This is a genomic window from Bacillus sp. FSL M8-0256, from assembly GCF_038005765.1.
Lineage (GTDB): Bacteria > Bacillota > Bacilli > Bacillales > Bacillaceae > Bacillus > Bacillus safensis.
In genome coordinates this window covers 2,035,012-2,058,010 of the sequence record NZ_JBBOTU010000001.1, presented here as the reverse complement: position 1 = coordinate 2,058,010, position 22,999 = coordinate 2,035,012, and the positions used below count along the sequence as shown (strand labels likewise).

At 41.5% G+C, this 22,999-nt stretch carries 20 protein-coding genes and 1 other RNA gene; 14 read left to right on the top strand and 7 right to left on the bottom strand.

All coding sequences use genetic code 11. The annotated features are described in order from the left end of the window. Positions 1-68: 68 nt before the first annotated feature. Complete coding sequence (sucA, locus tag NSQ76_RS10280; RefSeq protein ID WP_024428334.1) at positions 69-2,903, top strand: 2-oxoglutarate dehydrogenase E1 component; 2,835 nt, start codon at positions 69-71, stop codon at positions 2,901-2,903. Positions 2,904-2,917: 14 nt separating this feature from the next. Further along, entirely contained in the window at positions 2,918-4,174 is a 1,257-nt protein-coding gene (odhB, locus tag NSQ76_RS10275) for a 2-oxoglutarate dehydrogenase complex dihydrolipoyllysine-residue succinyltransferase (protein WP_341053664.1), read from the top strand. Positions 4,175-4,209: 35 nt separating this feature from the next. Here odhB and NSQ76_RS10270 read toward each other — a convergent pair whose 3' ends face one another. From NSQ76_RS10270 to NSQ76_RS10255, 4 genes are all read right to left on the bottom strand, one after another. Beyond that, on the bottom strand, positions 4,210-5,160 hold the full coding sequence (locus NSQ76_RS10270; protein ID WP_034621331.1) for a bile acid:sodium symporter family protein: 951 nt from the start codon (positions 5,158-5,160) through the stop codon (positions 4,210-4,212). Positions 5,161-5,309: 149 nt separating this feature from the next. Then, entirely contained in the window at positions 5,310-6,131 is an 822-nt protein-coding gene (locus NSQ76_RS10265; RefSeq protein ID WP_024428337.1) for a superoxide dismutase, read from the bottom strand. Further along, positions 6,124-7,998, bottom strand: a complete 1,875-nt coding sequence (locus NSQ76_RS10260) for a terpene cyclase/mutase family protein (RefSeq protein ID WP_341053661.1) — start codon at positions 7,996-7,998, stop codon at positions 6,124-6,126. Before NSQ76_RS10260 ends, NSQ76_RS10265 begins: the two co-directional genes overlap by 8 nt. A 299-nt stretch (positions 7,999-8,297) precedes the next feature. Beyond that, positions 8,298-9,782: an aldehyde dehydrogenase family protein gene (locus NSQ76_RS10255; protein WP_024422684.1), complete on the bottom strand. Its 1,485-nt coding sequence runs from the start codon at positions 9,780-9,782 to the stop codon at positions 8,298-8,300. A 213-nt stretch (positions 9,783-9,995) separates the two neighbouring features. On the opposite strand from NSQ76_RS10255, the gene NSQ76_RS10250 reads away from it, so the two are divergent. From NSQ76_RS10250 to NSQ76_RS10215, 8 genes are all read left to right on the top strand, one after another. Then, positions 9,996-10,208, top strand: a complete 213-nt coding sequence (locus NSQ76_RS10250) for a DUF6501 family protein (protein ID WP_024422683.1) — start codon at positions 9,996-9,998, stop codon at positions 10,206-10,208. A 50-nt stretch (positions 10,209-10,258) separates the two neighbouring features. Then, positions 10,259-10,396: a DUF4025 domain-containing protein gene (locus tag NSQ76_RS10245; RefSeq protein ID WP_075611524.1), complete on the top strand. Its 138-nt coding sequence runs from the start codon at positions 10,259-10,261 to the stop codon at positions 10,394-10,396. A 278-nt stretch (positions 10,397-10,674) separates the two neighbouring features. Next, the gene (locus tag NSQ76_RS10240) at positions 10,675-11,013 is read left to right on the top strand and encodes a PH domain-containing protein (protein WP_024422682.1); all 339 of its coding nucleotides are present in this window, start codon (positions 10,675-10,677) and stop codon (positions 11,011-11,013) included. A gap of 175 nt (positions 11,014-11,188) precedes the next feature. Then, the gene (locus tag NSQ76_RS10235; protein ID WP_034621336.1) at positions 11,189-11,836 is read left to right on the top strand and encodes an SDR family oxidoreductase; all 648 of its coding nucleotides are present in this window, start codon (positions 11,189-11,191) and stop codon (positions 11,834-11,836) included. A 91-nt stretch (positions 11,837-11,927) separates the two neighbouring features. Further along, entirely contained in the window at positions 11,928-12,428 is a 501-nt protein-coding gene (locus NSQ76_RS10230) for a TraR/DksA family transcriptional regulator (protein ID WP_034621339.1), read from the top strand. Positions 12,429-12,560: 132 nt separating this feature from the next. Further along, positions 12,561-12,746, top strand: a non-coding RNA gene (ssrS, locus tag NSQ76_RS10225) — 6S RNA. A 133-nt stretch (positions 12,747-12,879) separates the two neighbouring features. Next, positions 12,880-14,682: a DNA helicase RecQ gene (recQ, locus tag NSQ76_RS10220; RefSeq protein ID WP_034621342.1), complete on the top strand. Its 1,803-nt coding sequence runs from the start codon at positions 12,880-12,882 to the stop codon at positions 14,680-14,682. Positions 14,683-14,916: 234 nt separating this feature from the next. Then, the gene (locus NSQ76_RS10215) at positions 14,917-15,738 is read left to right on the top strand and encodes a LysM peptidoglycan-binding and 3D domain-containing protein (protein ID WP_024422678.1); all 822 of its coding nucleotides are present in this window, start codon (positions 14,917-14,919) and stop codon (positions 15,736-15,738) included. A gap of 154 nt (positions 15,739-15,892) precedes the next feature. On the opposite strand, the gene NSQ76_RS10210 is transcribed toward NSQ76_RS10215, so the two are convergent. Then, a complete protein-coding gene (locus tag NSQ76_RS10210) occupies positions 15,893-16,405 on the bottom strand; it encodes a GNAT family N-acetyltransferase (protein WP_029708157.1) in 513 nt (170 codons plus the stop codon). A 198-nt stretch (positions 16,406-16,603) separates the two neighbouring features. Between NSQ76_RS10210 and NSQ76_RS10205 the strand changes: the two genes are divergently transcribed. The 4 genes from NSQ76_RS10205 (at position 16,604) to prpB (ending at position 20,823) form a co-directional block, all read left to right on the top strand. After that, on the top strand, positions 16,604-17,143 hold the full coding sequence (locus tag NSQ76_RS10205) for a DUF420 domain-containing protein (protein ID WP_024422676.1): 540 nt from the start codon (positions 16,604-16,606) through the stop codon (positions 17,141-17,143). Positions 17,144-17,311: 168 nt separating this feature from the next. Beyond that, the gene (gene mmgD, locus NSQ76_RS10200) at positions 17,312-18,454 is read left to right on the top strand and encodes a citrate synthase (protein ID WP_034621348.1); all 1,143 of its coding nucleotides are present in this window, start codon (positions 17,312-17,314) and stop codon (positions 18,452-18,454) included. Positions 18,455-18,456: 2 nt separating this feature from the next. Beyond that, positions 18,457-19,893 carry a bifunctional 2-methylcitrate dehydratase/aconitate hydratase gene (locus tag NSQ76_RS10195; RefSeq protein ID WP_034621351.1) on the top strand — a complete coding sequence of 479 codons (1,437 nt, stop codon included), beginning with the start codon at positions 18,457-18,459 and terminating at the stop codon, positions 19,891-19,893. Positions 19,894-19,905: 12 nt separating this feature from the next. Then, positions 19,906-20,823: a methylisocitrate lyase gene (gene prpB, locus NSQ76_RS10190; protein ID WP_034621354.1), complete on the top strand. Its 918-nt coding sequence runs from the start codon at positions 19,906-19,908 to the stop codon at positions 20,821-20,823. Between the two features lie 34 nt (positions 20,824-20,857). On the opposite strand, the gene NSQ76_RS10185 is transcribed toward prpB, so the two are convergent. Together NSQ76_RS10185 and NSQ76_RS10180 are read right to left on the bottom strand one after the other, a co-directional pair. Then, the gene (locus NSQ76_RS10185) at positions 20,858-21,520 is read right to left on the bottom strand and encodes a lysozyme family protein (protein ID WP_024422672.1); all 663 of its coding nucleotides are present in this window, start codon (positions 21,518-21,520) and stop codon (positions 20,858-20,860) included. Positions 21,521-21,617: 97 nt separating this feature from the next. Further along, complete coding sequence (locus NSQ76_RS10180) at positions 21,618-22,943, bottom strand: APC family permease (protein ID WP_025093128.1); 1,326 nt, start codon at positions 22,941-22,943, stop codon at positions 21,618-21,620. Positions 22,944-22,999 lie beyond the last annotated feature (56 nt).

Genomic DNA, 22,999 nt, shown 5'->3' with positions numbered 1-22,999 from the left:
GTGTTCTGGAAGTTATATCGAGATAGTGTTCAATCACTTGATGATCAAAGTTGGGGGTAGTGTTCAAAATGTTTCAAAATGATGTGAAACAACCGTTGAGTTGGGAAGAATTTCATGGTCCGAACCTCGGCTATGTGCTCGAGCTCTACGATCAGTATGTCCAGGATCCTACTAGTGTTGATGAAGATCTAAGAGGCATATTTGATGAACTTGGTGCACCACCGAGTGAAATGAAGGAGGAAATTGGGAAAAAAGAAAATAGCATAGTTACTTCTGAACAAATCCAAAAGATAGCATCAGTCGTTAAACTGGCAGAAGACATCAGAACGTATGGCCATTTAAATGCTTCCGTCAATCCTCTTCGCAAAGAAAAGGAATTACAAGAGCTGTTTCCTTTAAAGGAGTACGGTTTAACAGAAGAAGATGTCAAGAATATTCCGATATCTATTATTAGTCCGGATGCACCAAAACACATTTCAAACGGCATAGAAGCCATTAACCATTTGAGAAATACGTATAAACGTACCATTTCATTTGAGTTTGATCACGTGCATGACTTCGAAGAGCGAAACTGGCTCTCAAAATCAATCGAATCTGGTGAACTATTTAAGAAAAAACCAGCAGATAAACTAGTTTCTGTATTCAAGAGATTAACAGAAGTTGAGCAGTTCGAGCAGTTTCTTCATAAAACATTTGTTGGGCAAAAGCGCTTCTCTATAGAAGGTTTAGACGCACTTGTCCCAGTACTTGATGAAATTATTTCAGAGTCTGTTACACAAGGGACTTCAAATATTAACATTGGAATGGCACACAGAGGCCGTTTAAATGTATTAGCACATGTGTTAGGAAAGCCATATGAGATCATTTTCTCAGAATTCCAGCATGCGCCAAATAAAGAGCTCGTTCCATCAGAAGGCTCTATTGGCATCAGCTACGGATGGACAGGGGATGTTAAGTACCATCTTGGAGCTGACCGTCAAATTAAAGACGAAGATACAAAGAGTGCGAGAGTCACGCTTGCTAATAACCCAAGTCACTTGGAGTTCATTGATCCAATCATTGAAGGAAGCACGCGTGCCGCTCAGGAATCACGTACTCAAAAAGGCTACCCAGTTCAAGACGTTGAAAAAGCGTTAGCCATCTTAATTCATGGGGATGCAGCATTCCCTGGAGAAGGAATTGTGGCAGAAACATTAAATTTAAGCCAACTTGTAGGCTATCAAGTGGGCGGAACCATCCATATTATTGCCAATAATATGATCGGGTTTACAACAGAAAGCAATGAATCCCGCTCGACGAAATATGCGAGTGACCTTGCAAAAGGATTTGAGATCCCTATTGTTCACGTCAATGCAGATGATCCAGAAGCGTGTTTAGCGGCTGTTCAGCTAGCAGTAGAATACCGCAAACGCTTCAAGAAGGATTTCCTGATTGACTTGATCGGTTACCGCAGATACGGTCATAACGAAATGGATGAGCCTTCTACAACTCAGCCAATGCTGTACGATGCGGTCAGAAAGCACAAAACGGTCAAGAATATCTTTGCAGATAAACTTGTCTCAGAAGGTCTTTTGACAAAAGAGCAGCGTGAAGAAATCGAGCAGGCTGTGACGGCAAAAATAGAAGAAGCTTATAAAAAGGTGCCTTCAAAGAAAGAGCATACGATTCAAGAAATCGAACTGCCAGAGCCTGTATCAAACGGCTTCCCAGCAGTGGATACATCAGTAGAATTTGATGTATTGCGAAAGCTGAATGAAGAATTGATCAGCTGGCCGAATGATTTCCAAGTATTTGGTAAGCTGAAGCGGATCCTTGAAAAACGTGCAAAAGTGTTTACAGATGACCGTAAAGTAGAATGGTCACTTGGGGAAGCACTCGCATTTGCATCTATATTAAAAGACGGTACGCCAATTCGAATGACCGGACAGGATTCAGAGCGTGGTACTTTTGCTCAAAGAAACCTTGTTCTTCACGACAGTCAAACGGGAGATGAATTTATTGCTCTTCATGAACTAAGTGATGCGAATGCTTCGTTTACAGTTCATAACAGTCCACTGTCAGAAGGCTCAGTCATCGGGTTTGAATATGGTTATAATGTCTATTCTCCTGAAACGTTAGTAATTTGGGAAGCTCAATTCGGAGACTTCGCAAATGCGGCTCAAGTGTATTTCGATCAATTTATCTCAGCTGGCCGTGCAAAATGGGGACAAAAATCAGGTTTAGTCATGCTGCTGCCGCATGGATATGAAGGACAAGGTCCTGAGCATTCAAGTGGAAGAACAGAGCGTTTCCTGCAATCAGCTGCTGAGAATAACTGGACAGTTGCGAACCTGACAAGTGCAGCGCAATATTTCCATATTCTTAGAAGACAGGCGAAAATGCTGCTTCGTGAAGAGATTCGTCCGCTTGTCATTATGACACCGAAGAGTCTGCTTCGTAACCCGAACACATTGTCTGAAGTCCAGGAATTAACAGATGGACAGTTCCGTCCAGTTCTTGAACAGCCAGGTCTTGTACATGATCACGAAAAAGTATCGCGTCTCGTGCTATCTAGCGGGAAGGTATCCATTGATATTAGTGATCGTTTTACTCAAATGGAAGAGCCGAAGGATTGGCTTCACGTTGCAAGAGTGGAACAGCTATATCCGTTCCCAGCCAAAGATATTAAAGGAATTTTAACAAAGCTGACAAACTTAGAAGAAATCGTATGGGTGCAAGAAGAACCGCAAAATATGGGAGCTTGGGGATACATTGAGCCATATTTACGTGAAATTGCGCCTGAAAAAGTAAAAGTACGTTACATCGGCCGAAGAAGACGTTCAAGTACGGCTGAGGGTGATCCAACTGTGCATAAAAAAGAACAAGAACGAATTGTATCTGATAGCTTGACTCGCAAAAACTAAGGGGGAAATGAAAAATGGCGGAAATTAAAGTACCTGAATTAGCGGAATCAATCTCGGAAGGAACGATTGCTCAATGGCTAAAGCAGCCGGGCGATTATGTGGAGCAGGGGGAGTACCTGCTAGAACTTGAAACAGATAAAGTCAATGTCGAACTGACTGCTGAAGAATCTGGTGTATTAAAAGAAGTGCTGAAAGATTCTGGTGACACTGTACAAGTTGGAGAGGTCATCGGAACGATTGCAGCAGGTGAAGCTGGCGGAAGCGAGTCCGCAGCTCCAGCACCTGAGCAAGCTTCTGCACCAGCTTCGAAAGAAGAACCGGCAGCTGCTCAAAAAGAAGAAGCAGTGAAAGAAGAGCCGAAAGCTGGTAATGGCAGAACCATCGCTTCTCCTGCTGCTAGAAAATTAGCGAGAGAGAAGGGGTTAGACTTATCTGAGATTCCAACCGTAGATCCGCTGGGCAGGGTACGAAAGCAGGATGTCGCTTCTTATCAAAAGAATGAAGCACCTGCAAGTGCACCGAAAGCCGTGCCAAAAGCAAATGCTGCGGTGCAAACTGAACAACCAGGAAAGCCTATTGAACGTGAAAGAATGTCACGCCGCAGACAAACAATTGCAAAACGTTTAGTTGAAGTTCAACAAACGGCTGCGATGCTGACGACATTTAATGAAGTCGATATGACAGCAGTAATGGATTTAAGAAAGCGTCGTAAAGATGCCTTCCTAGAACAAAATGATGTCAAGCTTGGCTTCATGTCCTTCTTTACAAAAGCAGTTGTAGCAGCACTGAAGAAATATCCGCTGCTTAACGCAGAAATTCAAGGTGATGAGCTTGTCTTGAAGAAATTCTATGACATCGGCATCGCTGTTGCTGCAAACGAAGGACTTGTCGTACCGGTTGTCCGTGATGCAGACAGATTGTCATTTGCGGGGATTGAAAAAGAAATTGGTCATCTTGCGAAAAAAGCAAGAGATAACAAATTGTCTCTTAATGAGTTACAAGGTGGATCATTCACGATCACAAACGGCGGAACATTTGGTTCTCTGCTTTCAACTCCGATTTTAAACAGCCCGCAAGTTGGAATTTTAGGGATGCATAAAATTCAGCTTCGTCCGGTAGCGATTGATGAAGAACGTTTTGAAAACCGTCCGATGATGTATTTAGCTCTTTCTTACGACCACCGCATTGTCGATGGTAAAGAAGCAGTTGGATTCCTCGTTACGATTAAAAATCTGCTTGAAGATCCTGAGCAGCTATTACTTGAAGGATAATCTTCAATTATAAAAAGCTAGCACCCTAACAGGGGCTAGCTTTTTTTCTTTTCACTGTCATGTTGTCCTCGTTTTGACCAATACGTCGCAAGCCAGGAACCAGATAAATTATGCCACACACTAAAAATCGCACTTGGTACGGCTGCGAGCGGTGAGAAGTGTGCTGTTGCTAGCGCTGCACCGAGCCCGGAGTTTTGCATGCCTACTTCGATCGAGATCGCTCTACGAGAAGGGATATCCATTCTGCACCACTTTGCGATCAGGTAACCAAATAAGAGACCAAGTCCATTATGTAATATAACAACGGCAAATATCAGCAATCCAGATTGAAGAATCTGCTCTTTATTTGCACTGACAACCGCTGCAATGATCAACACAATTCCAGCAACAGATACAAGCGGCAATGCTTGAACTGCATAGTTTACTTGTTTTTTGAAAAATACCTTAACGATAACCCCTAAGATAATAGGAATTAGCACAACTTGGACAATCGACAAAAATAATGCCTCCGGTGATACAGGTAACCATGATCTTGCAAAAATATAGATAAAGAGAGGCGTTAAAAAGGGAGCAAGAAGGGTCGATATAGTTGTGACCGCTACGGATAATGCCATATTGCCTTTTGCAAGGAAGGTCATGACATTGGATGCTGTACCGCCTGGGCAGCAGCCCACAAGAATAACGCCTACTGCAATTTCAGACGGCAGCCGTAATCCGAAAGCTAATAGAAAGGCGATCAGCGGCATGAGTGTGTACTGCGCCAAAACCCCAATTAACACATAGAGAGGTTTACGAAAAAGCTCCTTAAAATCTTCACCAGATAACGTAAGCCCCATCCCAAACATAATGACACCTAGTAAAAAAGGGATATACGGTCCAATCTGAGAAAATACGTCAGGAAAAGCAAATCCAAGACATGCAAAGATAATGACCCAGATTGCAAAGGTTCTTCCTGCAAATTGACTAATGGTTAAAAGAATGTTCATTCATTGCTTCATCTCACTTTCCTCACATATCTTTCCTATTTTAAACGAATTTTCTGAAAAAACAACCCATTCTTTATAAAGGTGTTAATAATAAAATTATGTAAACTAAAAATACCCCATATAAGCATTAGCCTATATGGAGCATCGTCTTAAAAAGGGGTCCATTTCACTTGCTGTGCTTGCTTAAGCCTAGCTTCTGGCTCACGCCAGTCGACTACATTCCACCAACGATCGACGTATTTCGCTTTTTCATTCAGATATTGAAGGTAGTAGGCGTGCTCCCATACATCAAGGGCTAGAAGGGGGATCACGTCCCATTGTGACAAAAATTGATGGCGTTCTGCTTGTAAAATCTCTAATCGCTGAGATCTGGGCGCCCATACGAGAATGGCCCAGCCAACACCCTCTACTTGTTTGGCCGCTGCTGAAAATTGAGATTTAAATGCATCATAGCTGTCAAACGATTGTTCAATGAGACGAAGCATTTGTCCAGTGGGCTTTCGTTTTCCTGAAGGACTCATGGAAAACCAAAAAATACAATGTAAATAGTGCCCCGCACCATTGAAGGCAAGCTCCCGTTCCCAATGTTTGATCATTTTAAAATCATTGGTTCTTCTTGCATTTTTTAATGCAAGCTCAGCTTGGTTCAAACCATCTACATATGATTGATGATGCTTCTGGTGATGCAAATACATAATTTCTTTTGATATAAACGGTTCTAGTGCATCATACCGGTAAGGGAGAGGAGGTAACTTGTGACTTCCAGCTGCTACCTCTCGCATGTCTTCTTGTGGGTTCATGTCCTCAGCAATACGTTCTGCCAGTTCGTACCACTCTTGTTCACTGGAATGTTCATCATCCATTGAAAACCATAAATGGTCTACTTTCTGACGGATGTTGTCATCTTGAATCGCGGGTTGAATGGAGCTAAGCCACTCTTTGAGCTGCAAACGGTACTCTTCCTTATTCATTCTTACGCCTCATTTCTTCTAAAAATGTGGAACAAGCCATCATCGGAAAGACAAATGGGTAGCTATGATAAGTGATGTAAAATTGCTTTGGTAGGCCAATGCCTACTGGATAGTGCAAGGCTTCACTCGTGTGCTGATGATGGATCAAAAATGAGATGGCTTTTAAAATCGTTTTGTCATCTGGCTTCTCATATTGTAAAAGTGCCTCTGCTGCCCAAGCCGTCTGAACCACTGTGCCAAACGGAAGAGGGACATACGTTTTTACCTCTACACTTTTACACGATTCTCCGAAGCTGCCATCTTCTCGTTGAATCTGCTTTAAAAATCGGCATGCTTTTTGGACAGCAGGATGGGTGGAGGGGATGCCGGCAGCTTTTAGTCCTGTTAATGCTGCCCACGTTCCATAAATATAGCAAACACCCCATCTGCCAAACCATGATCCATTTTTCTCTTGATGATCTAGGAGCCACTTAACACATTGATCTTTTTGTCTGTGAATTGGGGGTGACATGTTTTTCTCTTCAAGACCAATGAGATGAAGCACGCGGCCTGTAATATCGGGAGTCGATGGATCAATTGCTGCATCCTCCGCAGATTCAAGCGGCAGATGTCGAAGCAGGAAGTGATCTTGATTTTTTTCAAAGGCAGAGAACCCGCCGTCACGGTTTTGCATGGAAAGAAGCCAATGAAATCCTCGCTTCCACTGAACTGGTGCGTATGTTTTCGGAATGGCTTTTAATACAATTTGCGTATCATCACAATCAGGGTTATTCGTATTGATATCTGAAAAACCAAAGCCTCCCGGAGCAGCATGCCGGTTATGAATCGGCCAATCTGCTTTCTTCATTTGCTGCCGGTTCAATAAATATGAGAAAGACTTTGTGATGACTGGGTCTTCTTGTTTTTTGCCAGCTTTTTGAGAAGCATAACTGACAAGCGCTGTATCCCAAACTGTGGATGTGGAATTTTCTGCATACATTCTGCCCTGACAGTCAGTGACTAGCTTTTTCATGCCTCTGACTGCTTTTAATATGAGATGATGTCCCGGCGAGTACCCAAGACTCATAAGTGCATAGACCATAAAAATACTTGCACTTAAATAGCTGTACAGTGTGCCATCTTTTTCGAGGCGGTCAAACATATATCGCTTTGCTGCTTCATATCCGAAAAAGTCCAGCCGGCTGTCAAGTGCTGTATACGATCGCATGTAAGTCAGAAAGTGATGAGTGGAACGTTCCTCTCTTGCCATAAACCAGTCAAATGGATTTTTAGTCATGTTTGCATCAAGGTGTGCTAGGCTTGGGAATTTCTCATGAGAGGTATATCGTTTGTTGAGTGCAATCATCATTGGCACAAAGTGAATTCTTGCATATGCACTAAGATGATAGAAGTGCAGCGGAAAGTATGTAGGGATGAGTAAAAAGGAAAGTGGTGCATAGAAGTACGGCCAAGGGTGCATGCCGTTGACGGCGAGCATCCACTTTGTCATAAAGTGAACGTTCTTTAATCCGCCTTTTGATCGAATATATTGCGCTGCTTTTTCCATATGAGGCTCATCTTGTTGAAACCTGCCTGAAACGAGCATTCCACAATAGCCCTGCACAGTGGCTGTTACATGTCCCGTTTGATCATGATACAAAGAAAAAGACCCATCCTCATTTTGTTTTTCACGTATCGCTTCTGCTAATTGATGAACCAAAGCCTGATCTGAATCGCCGACAGCCTTTAACAGCATAATCAAAAAAGCATTTGTCATCATAGGACCTTCAAAGCAGAAAACAAAGGCACCATCTTCTCGTTGTCTTCGCTGCATTTCTATGTGCAATTCTTCAATAAATTCGTTTACTTTCAATTTAAAATCTTGCATATGCGGCCATGCTCCTTTCCTTTCATACTATATTCAGGAGCCGGCCTGTCACATGCAAACACAAAAAAAGCCGATGACAGGGTCACCGGCTCAGCGTGTAGACAAACCCTCACATTCGGTGTCAGGTCTGCGCGCTGGTGCTCACGAATGTCAATTCGCTCCGCGCCAGTGCTCGTCCTTCCTAGACTGCAAAGGTTTTCTATCACGCTGAAAAGAAGACAAAGTGCTAAAATAAAAATCATTTTAGCACTTTGTCAACGATCTGAGCCGATGACAGGGTCACGGCTTTCTTGACGTTATTAGTCTTGGAGATTAATCCATACACTTTTGACTTCTGTATAGTTGTTAAGGGCATATGATCCCATTTCTCTGCCAAGACCTGATTGCTTATATCCTCCAAACGGGGAGGCGGCATCAAAGACATTATAGCAGTTGACCCAAATTGTTCCTGCTTCAAGACGTGCAGCGATATCATGGGCATGCTTTAAGTTTTCTGTCCAAAGTCCTGCTGCTAATCCATATTCAGACTGGTTGGCTCGTTCGACCACTTCATCAATGGAATCGTAAGGAATGGCAGATAAGACAGGTCCAAAGATTTCTTCTTTGGCAATGGTCATTTCATCTTCTACATCTTTAAAAATAGTAGGGGAGACGAAATAGCCAGCCTCATAAGGGCAATCGCCCCCGACAACGGCTGTTGCCCCTTCGGATTTACCTTTTTCAATATAGCCTAACACGCGTTCGTGCTGTTCTTTACTTACAAGAGGTCCAATTTGCGTATCTTGATGAAGACCAGCGCCTTGTTTGAGGGATCCTGCATATTTGGCCATTTGATCCACCACTTCATCATATTGGCTCCGGTGAACAAAGACTCTGGACCCTGCGCAGCATACTTGGCCTTGGTTAAACATGACGCCATTTAAAGCACCTGGAATGGCTTTCTTTAAATCGGCATCAGGTAAAATAATATTCGGTGATTTTCCGCCAAGCTCTAATGTGACCCTCTTAATGGTTTTAGCCGCTTTCTCCATAATTAATTTCCCAACACTTGTTGACCCTGTGAAGGCCAGCTTGTTCACGTCAGGATGATCAGTTAAGGCTTCTCCGGCTGTTTCGCCAAATCCAGGAACGATGTTAATCACGCCTTCTGGGAAGCCGGCTTTGTCCACTAATTCTGCTAAGTAAAGAGCAGAGAGTGGAGTTTGTTCGGCTGGCTTTAAAACGATGGTGCACCCTGTTGCAAGTGCGGCGCCCATTTTCCACATAGCCATGAGCAGCGGGAAGTTCCATGGGATGATTTGTCCTACAACCCCAACCGGCTCATGGCGGGTATAATTAAAATATCCTTGACTGACAGGAATGGTTTGTCCATTCATTTTTGTCGTCCAGCCCGCATAATAGCGCATGTGCTCAATAGCGAGGGGGATATCTGCATTTGTTGTTTCATTAATTGGTTTTCCGTTATCTAAAGTTTCTAGCTGTGCAAGCTCTTCCTGATTTTCCTCCATTAAATCAGCAAGCTTGAACATGAGGCGGGCGCGTTCAGCGGCAGACATTGAGCGCCAAGGACCATGAAAGGCTTTTTTTGCAGCTTTTACGGCTTCATCAATATCTTTTGCACCTGCTTCATAAACATCAATAAGGGTTTCGCCTGTGGCTGGGTTAGGAGTAGCAAAGGTTTTGTTATCGTGACTTGTGACAAACTGACCATTAATGTAGAGTTTTTTCGTCCCTTGGAGAAAAGATTCGAGTTTTGAACTAATTTGAAGTGTTGTAGAGCTCATAAATAAACAAACCTCCTTAAAGATATGGATTGTTTTCTGCGAGTTCTAGGTGGGAAAAGCGGACATGCAACTTAAATTGTATACGCACAAAGATGTAAACGTATACAATTATCATATTACACGACCTGTTTGAAAGCAATCCATAACACTCATTGCATTTCGCGAAAATTTGGCTACAATAAATGTATAGATGAAAAAAGGAGTTTTTAAATCATGATCCATCAAAACTGGCAAACGGCTCAAACGTTAAAACAAGTAAAATGTGTACATACAAATGCGAAAAAATATATGGTCGACCGGGCATTAACGGTTGGAAGCACATATGAAGTGAAAAATGAAACAGAAGAATTCCTGTTTGTCGTAGACAATACGGGTAAAGTAGGCGGGTATTACAAGGAGTATTTCGAAGATATTTCAGCTGAATGATTTTGAGGGTCATCACTCATACTAAGAAAAACAGTAAAGGGTGATGATGATTGAAAAAGCAGCAAAATGACGAGCAGAAAAATCAAAATGCATGGCATGAACACGAGGACGCTGATATGGCGATTACGCTTGAACAGATTTCCGATGTGTATGCCGAGGGAACGATTGATACACCAAAAGACGAATAGTCATTTAAAAACAGTGATTTGGCATAATCACTGTTTTTTTATTGGAATGATTCAGCATTTTTCTCGAAAAGAACTGAAACTTTTTTCCTGGTTTAACTGTCTAAATAAGTAGAGGAAAGAGCATCGGATCAAAAAGAAAAAGTTAAATGAAATTTAATCTATTCGTAATGGAATAACAACCATTTATAGCGTATTCTATAAGTGAGAATAAAACGTACCCACAGAGCCGTGTGGCCGTTTTGTCATAAAGGAATTTGATGCAGGAAGAGGGGGTTTACGTGGGTATTTTTTCTGTCAGTAAACAAAATGATAAGAAATTCGAATCCTTATTGATTGAAGGGGAAAGAATTGAGGCTGTTTACAGACTGCGTCACGACCAAATTTGCTTTACTAATAAACGACTGATCTTTGGCGATAACCGCGTATTTTCTAAGAAGAAAGTCAGGGTCTCCTTGCCGTATCGATCAATTGAAAGTTTTGCCATACAAGAAGCTGGCGTGTTTGATCAGGACACAGGTATGCTGCTTGTCACAAGCTCAAAAGTATTTGAACTCGACTTTTCCAAAGAGACGGATTTGAGTGATGTGCAAGCCATTTTGACAAAACATCTTTGCTGATCAATCTTGCGATTACATAGATCATATGCACTTTTCTCATTCTTCGTTCTTATTTTTATAGATCGCACATTGCTAAGTCCTTCCCATCTGATGGGAAGGGCTTTTTTCTGCTTAAGTGTTTGAATGATAGCAAAAAAGGATAAAGATGAAACAGATACAGAAAGGAGAATGAACAATGAAAGTATTAGTTGCAGGAGCAAATGGACATACAGGCAGACTTGTCGTTCGTTATTTAAAAGAAAAAGGACATGAGCCGCTTGCTCTCATTCGAGATGAAAAACAAGCTGATGCACTAAAAGAACTTGGTGCAGCACCTGTCATCGGTGATCTTGAAAAAGATGTGACAGATGCTGTGAAACAAGCAGACGCTGTCATCTTTGCAGCTGGTTCAGGCTCAAAAACAGGTGCAGATAAGACCATTGCGGTCGATCAAGAAGGGGCAAAACGCCTCGTTGATACAGCGAAAAAAGAAAACATCCAGCATTTTGTTATGCTTAGTGCCTATAATGCAGATGATCCGAATCAAGGAAAAGGGCAAGGAAGTATGGAAACTTATTATGAAGCAAAAAGAAAAGCCGATGAGCACTTAAAACAGTCTGGTCTTTCCTATACGATTGTCCGCCCAGGTGCCCTGCTGCATGAGGAGAAGACAGGAAAGATTGAAGCTGCCGAACATATTCCAAATGATCAAAACATCGAGATTTCAAGAGAGGACGTAGCCATTGTTCTTGTGGAGAGCTTAACAGAATCCAATGTGAAAAATAAGTCCTTTGACTTGGTGAAAGGCGAAAAATCTGTAGAAGAAGCACTTCGCCATCTGTAAGAAAAGAAAGCTGCTGCCAAAGAGGCGGCGGCTTTTTTGATGTTTTCTTTTCCCTTTCAGCGGGAAGGTAATGAGAAAGGAGTGATTGACCGTGGGCTTAACGAAAGAACAACAAGCTGATTTATACGAAAGATTGATTCAATTAAAAGAAGATGTGAAGGGATCAAAAAAGAAAGAAGAATCGATGCTCGTTGAATCGAGTGAGATTTCAAATGGTGTTGGGAATCATATCGCTGATCATGGGAGCATCTATTTAGACCGCATGACAGAACAAACGCTGGATCAGGTCGATGATCAGCTTGAAGGTGAAATCGATGCAGCACTGAAACGAATGGAAGACGGAACATATGGGATATGTGAGAAAACGGGAAAAGAGATTCCATACGAGCGTTTAAAAGCAGTTCCATATACACGTTATTCAATAGATGCAAAGAAAAATGAAGAAACGACTCAAGATCCAAACGCATTTGACCGTTCATTCTCCGATCAAATGCGCGATTTAACAAATAGAGAAACAATGGATCAGATGCATTCAGATACGTATGAAAGATTAGAGGAAGAGCAAGATGCTGATGTAGATGAGGAAAAATAGAATCATAAGCGAAGGTTAAATTTTTTCAGAATAATTTTTTCTTATGTACACATGAACAAATAACTTGTATACATGAGTATTTGATAGAAAAAAGATCTCTTGAAATTTAATAAACTTTCGTGTAATATAGTTTAAAGGCTGCGATGCGCGTAATGTTAATTAAGTTTTAACCTTTAAGCTGTAATAGGGAGTTTTATATTGAAGCCGGAATGTCATGCCTCCTTAGCGAGGAAGACAGGAACGTTTCTGCAAACACCCACTTTGAGGAGTGGTGGTTTAAAACTTTCTTACTTAGATTACGGCATCCGCAGCTTTTCCTAGGATGATTCAAGCCATTTTCCATTTTGGAAAATGGCTTTTTATTTTGTGAAAAAACGAAATTGCACAGTCAGCCGGAAGAGGCATGAATGTATGTTAAAATAGACAAAACAAAAGACGGAGAGGGAATTGGATGTTAGAACAAGCAGAAGCACTCCTGAAACAATACTTTGGCTTTGACGCCTTTAGGCAGGGACAGAAGCAAGCCATTGAATCGATTGTAAACAAACAGAAGGATACCGTCTGTATTATGCCGACAGGCGGGGGGAAATCGGTTTGCTACCAGATTCCTGCCCTGATGATGGAAGGAACAACGATCGTTGTATCCCCGCTAATTTCTTTAATGAAAGATCAAGTCGATGCACTAAATGAGATGGGCATACGATCGTCCTTTTTAAACAGCACACTTTCCGCAGCTGAAATGAATAAAAGGCTGAAAAAATGTGAAGATGGGGAATATCAGCTGCTTTATATCACACCTGAACGTTTACAAAATGAACGTTTTTTTCAGCTGCTTGATCGGTTAACGATCCCTTTAATTGCAATTGATGAAGCACACTGTATATCTGAGTGGGGGCATGATTTTAGGCCGAGCTACCGCTTTATTCAAGAATGCTTAAATCGGCTGACAAAAAGGCCAGTGATTGTCGCATTAACGGCTACAGCCACGAAAAAGGTTCACCGAGATATATGTGAACAGCTTGGCATGAACGAAGAAGAAACCATTTTTACTGGTTTTGCTAGAGAAAATTTATCTTTTCAGGTGGTCAAAGGAGAAAATAGTGACCGCTTTATCACACATTATATGAAGAAAAATAAGCTTGAGTCCGGCATTATCTATACTGCTACAAGAAAAGAAGCCGAAAATATTTACAATCGGCTAAAGAAACAAAAGATCAAAGCGGGCATTTATCATGGCGGGTTAGATGATGATGTGAGAGAAGAGCAGCAAAACCTGTTTTTAAATGATGACATCCAGGTTATGGTGGCTACATCTGCATTTGGCATGGGAATTAATAAGTCAAATGTCCGTTTTGTGATACATCATCAAATTCCAAGGGATATTGAAAGCTACTATCAAGAGGCTGGACGCGCCGGCAGAGACGGGCTCCAAAGTGAATGCATTTTACTGTTTTCGCCGCAGGGCGTACGAATGCAGCGATTCCTCATTGAACAGTCAACAGAAGATGAAGTGCGCTTTCAGCATGAGCTGCTTAAACTTAGACAAATGGTCGATTACTGTCACACTGAGCAATGTCTGCAGCAATTTGTGATGGACTACTTTGATCAATCAGCAAGTGCCCCTTGCCAAAAATGCAGTAATTGCCTTGATGAAAGAGAGCGTGAAGAGGTCACTCGAGAAGCGCAAATGGTTTTATCGTGTACGGTTAGAATGAACGAGCGCTTTGGAAAAATGATGATTGCTCAAGTACTGGCAGGCTCTAAAAATAAAAAAGTGCTTGACCTCGGTTTCGACCGTCTTCCTACATACGCTTTAATGAAGCAGCAATCCGCCCAGCAAATCAGTGATTTCATCGAATTTTTAATTACCGAAGAGTATTTGCACATGTCTGAAGGAGCTTATCCAACATTAAAAGTGACACATAAAGGAAAGAAAGTGTTAGTCGGGCAAGAGGCTGTGTATAAAAAGCAGGCAGTTAAAAGAGAGGCGATTCAAGAAAACGATGCATTATTTGAGCAGCTGAGAGCGGTGAGAATGAAGCTGGCAAGAGAGCAGGGCGTTCCGCCATTTGTTGTATTTTCTGATCAAACCTTGAAGGAAATGTCAGCCGTTCAGCCTAAAACAGAAGAAGAACTTCTCCATATTAAGGGAATAGGCGCTCAAAAAAGAGAGAAATACGGGGATGTTTTTTTAGAAGAAATCCGTTTATTTATAGAAAAAGAGAAAAATAAAAAGGTTGAAGAAGAAAAATAAATTTTTTTCGCTGCGTTTGGACACGTTTTCAACAGGAGGTTTCTGATCCTTTCAAAACCTTGATATGGCGGGTAATCGAGCTGTTTTGTGGTCTGATTTACCAATGGAGAGAGATGTTTCATGTAAAGGAACTGTAATCTAAAACATATCGTTTTGTTATTGAATTGACATTTACATATGTTACGATAGCACTCGTTAGCCGCCATAAAAAGCTAACAAGGGAGGATTTACTTTATGAAGAAGACTATTATGTCCTTGGTTGCTGTTGCAGCAATCTCTACAACAGCATTTGGAGCACAGCAAGCTTCTGCAAAGGAAATCACTGTGAAGAAAGGTGATACACTTTGGGGAATCTCTCAAAAAAATGATGTGTCTCTAAAGGACCTAAAGGGTTGGAACAATTTATCTACAGACATGATTTATGTAGGTGATAAATTGACAATCTCTTCAAAAGAGAAAACTCAGGAGCAGTATAAAGTCCAGAAGGGGGACAGCCTCTGGAAAATCGCTCAAAAATTCAATGTGTCAATTAGCGATATTAAGTCTTGGAATAACTTAAACTCAGATATAATTATGATTGGTTCAACACTAAGTGTTGCTGGTCAAAGCTCAGCTCCGGTAAGCTCAGAGCCTGTACAAAAACAGGAGCCTGTCCAAAAAGAGCAAACAACACAAAAAGCTGCTCCAAAACAGGAAGCACCGAAAAAAGCTGCTCCTAAACAGGAAACAGCTAAAGCAGAATCATCTTCTGCTAGTCAAAGTGTACAAAAAGAAATGACTGTAACGGCTACGGCTTATACAGCAAATGATGGTGGCATCTCAGGTATCACTGCAACAGGGGTAAACTTAAACAAAAACCCAAATGCGAAAGTGATTGCAGTAGATCCTAATGTCATTCCATTAGGAAGTAAGGTTTATGTTGAAGGCTACGGTGAAGCCATCGCAGCAGATACTGGCGGCGCAATTAAAGGTAACAAAATTGATGTTCATGTACCAAGCAAATCCCAAGCAAAAAATTGGGGCGTAAAATCAGTCAAAGTGAAAGTACTTAACTAGTAACTTATTGTTTTTTGGAAAGAAAGCATCAGGTGGCGGCCTGATGCTTTTATTGTACCCTTTTTTTGGTCAAAAAAACACACATTTTTCAGAAAAATTTGCATTTTCGACAAAAAACAGCGTATATTCCATCATACACGCTGTTTTTTTGTCGTTAGCTGTCAACCCAATAAATTTCTCCGCTTTGTTCTTTCCAATTGATTTGGACATCAAATTGGTGCTTTTCATAAAAGTGAATCAATCGGTCCACGTGATTCCAATCTCTTTTGACGAGGTCACCTGTGATGACGGGGATGTTCTGCTCTCTTGCGATTTCTTTTAAATGCTTCATACAGATTGAACCGTATCCATTATCGGGAGGTCCTTTAATATCGGCAATATGAATCTTTCCTTCTTCAGGATATTCAGCAATTAAGGAAAAATCAGATTGTCCGCGAAAAGCTTTTTCACAATCGGTCAGCATGATTTTACATGTATCAGCATTTTCAATAGCAGAAACAATCATCCATTCATCTTCTTTCGCCTGATCAATGCCAATGATCTTTGCCTTTTTCGAAATATCTTTCATATTTTCTTGCATTCGATACATTTGGAACTGCAATTGCTGTAATTCTTGCTCTAACGCCTTCACATCTTTGGGTGTTTCCTGTAAGATTGACAAGTCCATTACTCCTTTCATATAAGAAATGATAAAAATCACATAAATCCCAATTTTAAAGGAAGTGGATGAATCTTTCAACCCGTTAGAACGCCAGTAATCGGCAAGTTTGTCTAAAATTCGACGAAGACAGCGAATTCATTGACTTTATAGAGAAAGTTAAATAACATACTCTTAGTCGGAACTAATAAAGAGAGGTTTTCAAACATGAACGAACAGAATCAAAAACCGAAAAATTTCACCGGCATTGTTGTCATTTTAACAATTGCCATAAACGGATTAATCGCTTTATTATTTTTAATGCCAAAAACAGATAAATTTAGTCATCTGGATATTACATTTCTGCCGTTACTGAATGCCGTGATGAACAGCTTTACGTTTATCTTCTTACTTTCAGCACTCATTATGATTAAACAAAAGAACATTAAAGCACATAGACGATTTATTTTTGCTGCATTTTCAACAACACTTGTCTTTTTAATTTCCTATGTGACATATCATTCAATGGCAGCTGATACACACTTCGGAGGAGAAGGGATCATCCGTCCGATTTACTTCTTTATTTTGATTACACATATTGTGCTCTCAGCTATTATTGTACCGCTTGCACTGATTACACTATTTAGAGGCGCACAGATGCAGGTCGAGCGTCACCGTAAAATTGCCCGCTGGACGATGCCGCTTTGGCTCTATGTTAGTCTCACTGGCGTCATTGTCTATATCATGATTTCTCCATATTACAGCTAACGTATGTCCAACTGGACATACGTTCTTTTATTTACAAGATGAAGTGCTTTGGATAGAATGGAAATTGGATATCCGACTAGCACGGTATCTTCCCATCTATAGATTCACATCATTTCTGGCCGTTTGCTCGTTTGGAGATCAACAATTGGACGAAACGGGGGTTATATGATGACTGAACAATTGCAGTATAAACCGGGGCTTGAAGACATTGTGGCAAGCGAAACGTCCATATCATACTTAGATGTGGAGCAAGAGGAAATTGTGATTCGCGGGTACGACCTCATTGAGCTGGCACAAAACAAGACATATTTAGAAACAGCCTATCTGCTTATTTATGGAAGATTACCAGATAAGATGGAATATCACCAATTTCAGCAAGATATATCCTCACAAACGAACTTACATCCAACCATTCAAACCATATTAACGAATCTTCCAAAAACCACTCACCCTATGGATGCGATGAGAACGTGTTTATCTGCTCTTGCAGGGTATGATGACGCATTACATGATCGATCTGAAGCGTGCCAAGAAAGGCGTGCAGTTCGATTACTAGGACAGCTGCCGGCCATTGTTGCTGGAAGCTATTATATTCTCACAAAAGACGCCGCTATTTCTCCAGATCAGACCAAATCCTACACTGAAAACTTTTTATCCATGCTAACTGGACGCACCCCGACACAAGACGAAATTACCGCTTTTGACCAAACACTCACATTATATAGCGAACATGAGCTGCCGAATTCAACGTTTGCGGCTAGAGTGATTGCATCCACGCATTCTGACATGTACGGTGCATTTACTGGAGCGATCTCTTCATTAAAAGGTGACCTCCACGGAGGAGCAAATGAAGCTGTCATGCACATGCTTCTTGAAGGAAAAACAACAGAAGGATTTCTTGCGCTCATTGAACGAAAATTAGCTGCAAAAGAAAAAATGATGGGCTTTGGCCACAGAGTATACATGAGAAAAATGGACCCGCGAGCCGCTCTTTTAAAACGTTCATTGAAAACGCTTACTGAATCAAAGGGAGATACAACGCTATATGACATGTGTGTAGCAGGAGAGGCATACATGAAAGAGCAGAAAAACCTTTATCCAAATCTTGATTATTATGCTGCACCGATTTATTACGTGCTCGGAATTCCTATTTCACTTTATACACCCATTTTCTTTGCTGCAAGAGCTAGCGGATTAGCCGCACATGTTATTGAACAGCATTTGCATAATCGCATTTTTAGACCGAGAGTCCGGTATTTAGGGCCAAGAGGATTAAAGGTTTCAAATGATGATGGAAAAACGGGGGAATGAACATGAACAAAACAGCAGTCGCCAATCAAACAGATCAGCTATTAGAAGAAATCGCTGCCTATGCAGTAGACGGAGAAATTACAAGCAAAGAGGCCATTGAAACCGCGCGGTATGTGCTCATAGACACGCTCGGGTGCGGAATGCTGGCTCTTAATTTCCCAGAATGTACGAAGCACCTTGGACCTATCGTACCTGGAACTGTTGTGCCTAACGGAGCAAGAGTTCCAGGCACTTCATTTGTGCTAGATCCTGTTCAAGCGGCTTTTGATATTGGCTGTATGATCCGCTGGTTAGATTATAATGACACGTGGCTTGCACAGGAGTGGGGGCATCCGTCAGATAACTTAGGCGGAATATTAGCTGTAAGTGATTATATCAGCAGAACACGCCTTGCAAACGGAGAAGAGCCGCTAACGATGAATGACGTACTGCATGCAATCGTCAAGGCACATGAAATTCAAGGTGTCCTTGCTTTAGAAAATTGTCTAAATCGAAATGGATTGGACCATGTGTTATTTGTCAAAGTGGCAACAAGTGCAGTTGTGTGTGCAATGCTTGGCGGAACAAAGGAAGAGGTCCAGCATGTGTTATCACAAGCGTTTGTTGATAATTCCCCGCTTAGGACGTATCGCCACGCCCCAAACACAGGATCGAGGAAATCATGGGCAGCAGGGGATGCAACAAGCCGCGGAGTGAGGCTGGCAATGATGACACGTAAAGGGGAAATGGGTTATCAAACGCCTCTCAGTGCAGAGAAGTGGGGCTTTGAAGATGTTCTTATGAAAGGAAAACCACTTACGCTCGCCCAGCCCCTTGGATCATACGTCATAGAAAATGTTCTTTTCAAAATTGCTTATCCTGCTGAGTTTCATGCACAGACAGCTGCAGAGGCGGCTGTGATGCTGCATGACGCTGTAAAAGATCGTTTAGATGAAATTGACCGGGTAGAGATTACGACACATGAGTCAGCGATTCGGATTATTGATAAGAAAGGTCCGCTTTATAATCCGGCAGACCGTGATCATTGCTTGCAGTATATTACAGCTATTGGACTGATCTATGGTGAACTAACAGCTGACCATTATGAAGAAGAAACGGCGCAAAATCCAGCCATTGATCGTCTTCGTGACCGAATGATTGTGAAAGAGGATAAACGTTACACAGAGGATTATTTAGATCCGAAAAAGAGATCGATTGCAAACTGTGTACAAATTTTCTTTAAAGACGGGACGATGACAGACCGAATTGAAATTGAATACCCGCTCGGTCACCGCAGAAGAAGAGAGGAAGGCATTCCGCTGCTTGAAAAGAAATGGGTCTATCATTTAAAGACAAGGTTTCCACAAAAGCAAGTGGATCAAATTGTGTCACTCTGCCAAAATCCAAATCAATTAAAAACAACAACAGTACCAGCATTTATGGACTTATTCGTCATATAAGGGGGAGCTAGCGTGTGGATCGTGAATGAAGAAAGAAGTCAGGCTGATTTAGCCGCAGCCTTTAAAGAACAAATGAACAAATCAGCTTTATTTCAAATTACAGGCGTTCACGATGGAATGTCTGCGCTCTATGCGAAAAAAATGGGCTTTCAAGGGCTCTATTTATCAGGTGCCGCTTTTTGTGCCAGCAAAGGACTGCCAGACCTCGGCATGATCCATTCAACAGAAATGGCTGAAAAAGCGAAGGAGATTATTCGAGCTTCCCAGCTGCCGCTTTTGGTCGATATGGACACAGGTTATGGCGGTGTTTTAAATGCAGCAAGAGCGGCAAAAGAAATGGTTGAGAGCAAAGTGGCAGCTGTTCAAATTGAAGATCAGCAAATGCCGAAAAAATGCGGGCATTTAAACGGGAAATCACTCGTTCCAGTAGAAGAAATGGTCGCAAAAATCAAAGCCATCAAACAAGCGGCACCAACGCTTTTGGTGATTGCGAGAACCGATGCAAAGTCCGTAAATGGAATGGAGGATGTCATCCGCCGGGCCAATCTTTACGTAGAAGCAGGAGCTGATGCTATTTTTCCTGAGGCACTCATTACAGCAGAGGACTTCACGCATGCGTCAAACCATATTAAAGGTCCGCTCCTTGCAAACATGACGGAGTTTGGCAAGACGCCTTATTATCATGCAGATGAATTTTCTATATTTGGCTTTCAAATGGTCATTTACCCTGTGTCATCACTTAGAGTTGCTGCAAAAGCGTATGAGCGTTTATTTACAGAAATCATGGAAAAGGGAACGCAGCAGGGGATACTTGGGGATATGCAAACGAGAAAAGAGCTGTATGAAACGATTCATTATGATGAATATGAGGAAATGGACCAGCATTTAGCAAAAACGATCCTCCCGGAAATTGGGAAAGAACAGCGATAAAATGAAAAGCACTTCCTTGACGGAAGTGCTTTTTTTACGATGATGGTGTGGATGAAGAAGCCAATTTCATCTTTTCTTCAACTGTTTTCGTTTTTTCTTTTACTTTTTCAGCGTAAGTGAAGTCACCGTAGCAATACGGATAGCGGAAGTTATCTTTATTGCCGCCGCACGTATAGACCTCGGGGTTTCGTTTCACTTGCTTTTTGGAGTATTGCTTTGCCAGTTTCTCGGAATGTTTTCCCCCGTTTTTTGCAACAAAATCAATATAGCCGATTCCCATGTTATAGCTTTGAATAATGGTTTCCAAATCAACGCCTTTTTTCTTCCCATGCTTGTACATAGTCGAAAAATGATGGACTCCTTGTTTAATGCTTTTCTCAGGGTCATTGATTTCATTTCGTTTCAAACCAAGAGATTCAGAGGCCTGCATTGGATCTCCGCCCCTGCCTTTTGATTCTTGATACATCATACCGAGGATTAACCCGGTATACTGATCTAAATCTTGATCTCTTAACTCTGTTTCTACAAGCGGTTTGTAATCATCCAATCTCGACAAAACAATTGATTCCGTATCAATCGGCAGCTTTTTTAACTCCTTTTGATTAAAGGAGATGGCAATGGCTGCTAATACGAAAACAAAGAGAAAAATCGTGAAACAGCCTGAAATGGCAAAACATCCTGTTTTTTTCTTTTTCAAGGTCAGTTCACCCCTGTTTTGCCCCGCTTTTAAAAGGGAAGTACAGCCTTTTCATTATGCCATATCCTGTGCAGGATACCAAGTGAAAACCTTATAATCAATCATATCCAAACGTAAATTCAGATCTTGTTTTCAGCCTGAAGCAGAAATAAACAAAACCGATAATTAGCCAAATCAAGCCAATGATTAATGCATTTGTACTGATGCTCGTTAACAGCCAAATGCAAAACGCCGTCCCGCATAGAGGGATCACGGCATATCTCAATGTATTCAGTACACCTCTTTGTTTTTGTTTGACGAAAAAGTACGCAAAAACAGACAAATTCACAAAGGTAAATCCAATTAAGGCGCCGAAGCTGATAAAGGAATAAATGACTTCAAGTTCGCCAACGACTGCGGTTAATGAGAAAGCTCCGATTAACAAAATATTAAAAACAGGGGTTTTTAATCTCGGATGAATATACCCGAAGAAACGCTTTGGTAACGATTGATCTCTTCCCATTGCATATAAAAGCCTTGCTGCACTCGCATGTGACGATAAGGAGGAAGAAATGACAGCGACCATTGTGCCAGCTAAAAAGAACGAGTGGAGAAATGCGCCGCCCACGAATTCTGCAATTTCAAGTGAGGCTGCATCAGGATGTTTGAACTGCTGAAAATTTGGAAACACCTGCTGCAAAAAATAAGACGTCAAAGTAAACAGTACGCCTCCAATCGCAACTGTTAAGAAAATGGCAAGCGGAATCGTCTTTTTTGGTTTAATGGTTTCCTCAGACATAGTGGAAATGGCATCAAATCCTAGAAAGGAGAAACATAAAATGGTCGCTCCTGAAAAAATAAGCGCTGGATCTAAGCTCGCTGAATAAAAAGGCCGGGCTGACAATAACTCTCCACTGCCAGCGTTTTGCGTGAGCCCATAAATAACAAATCCAACAAAGGTGACGGCGACAATGACCTGAAATGTCACAAACAGCGCCGTAATGTTGGCTGTAAGCCGTATACCGATGACATTGACAGTCGTTATGGCGATAGCAAGTATGATGATCCAAATGTAATGAGGTACATCAGGAAAGGCTGCGGTTAAATAAGCACTTCCGATCGCAAAATTCACCATAGGCAGAAATAAATAATCCAGTAAGAGTGTCCAGCCCACAAGGAAGCCGACATGAGGATGAATACTTTTTTGCGCATATGTATAAGCAGATCCTGCTTTTGGAAAAGCCTTCACCATATTCCCATAGCTAAGCGCTGTCAATAGTAATGCCAGCAACGTAAATATATAAGCTGCAGCGACGTGTCCTTTCGTCAGCTGAGCAACAATGCCGTATGAATCAAATACGACAAGTGGATCCATATAAGCAAGCCCGATCACAACAAGTGGAAAGACAGTCAGGCTGCGTTTTAGTCTTGGCTCTTCAGTCAATTTGCCTATCAGCTCCTCTAAAAATGAATAAATAATGCTCATTTTAAAAAGAATGC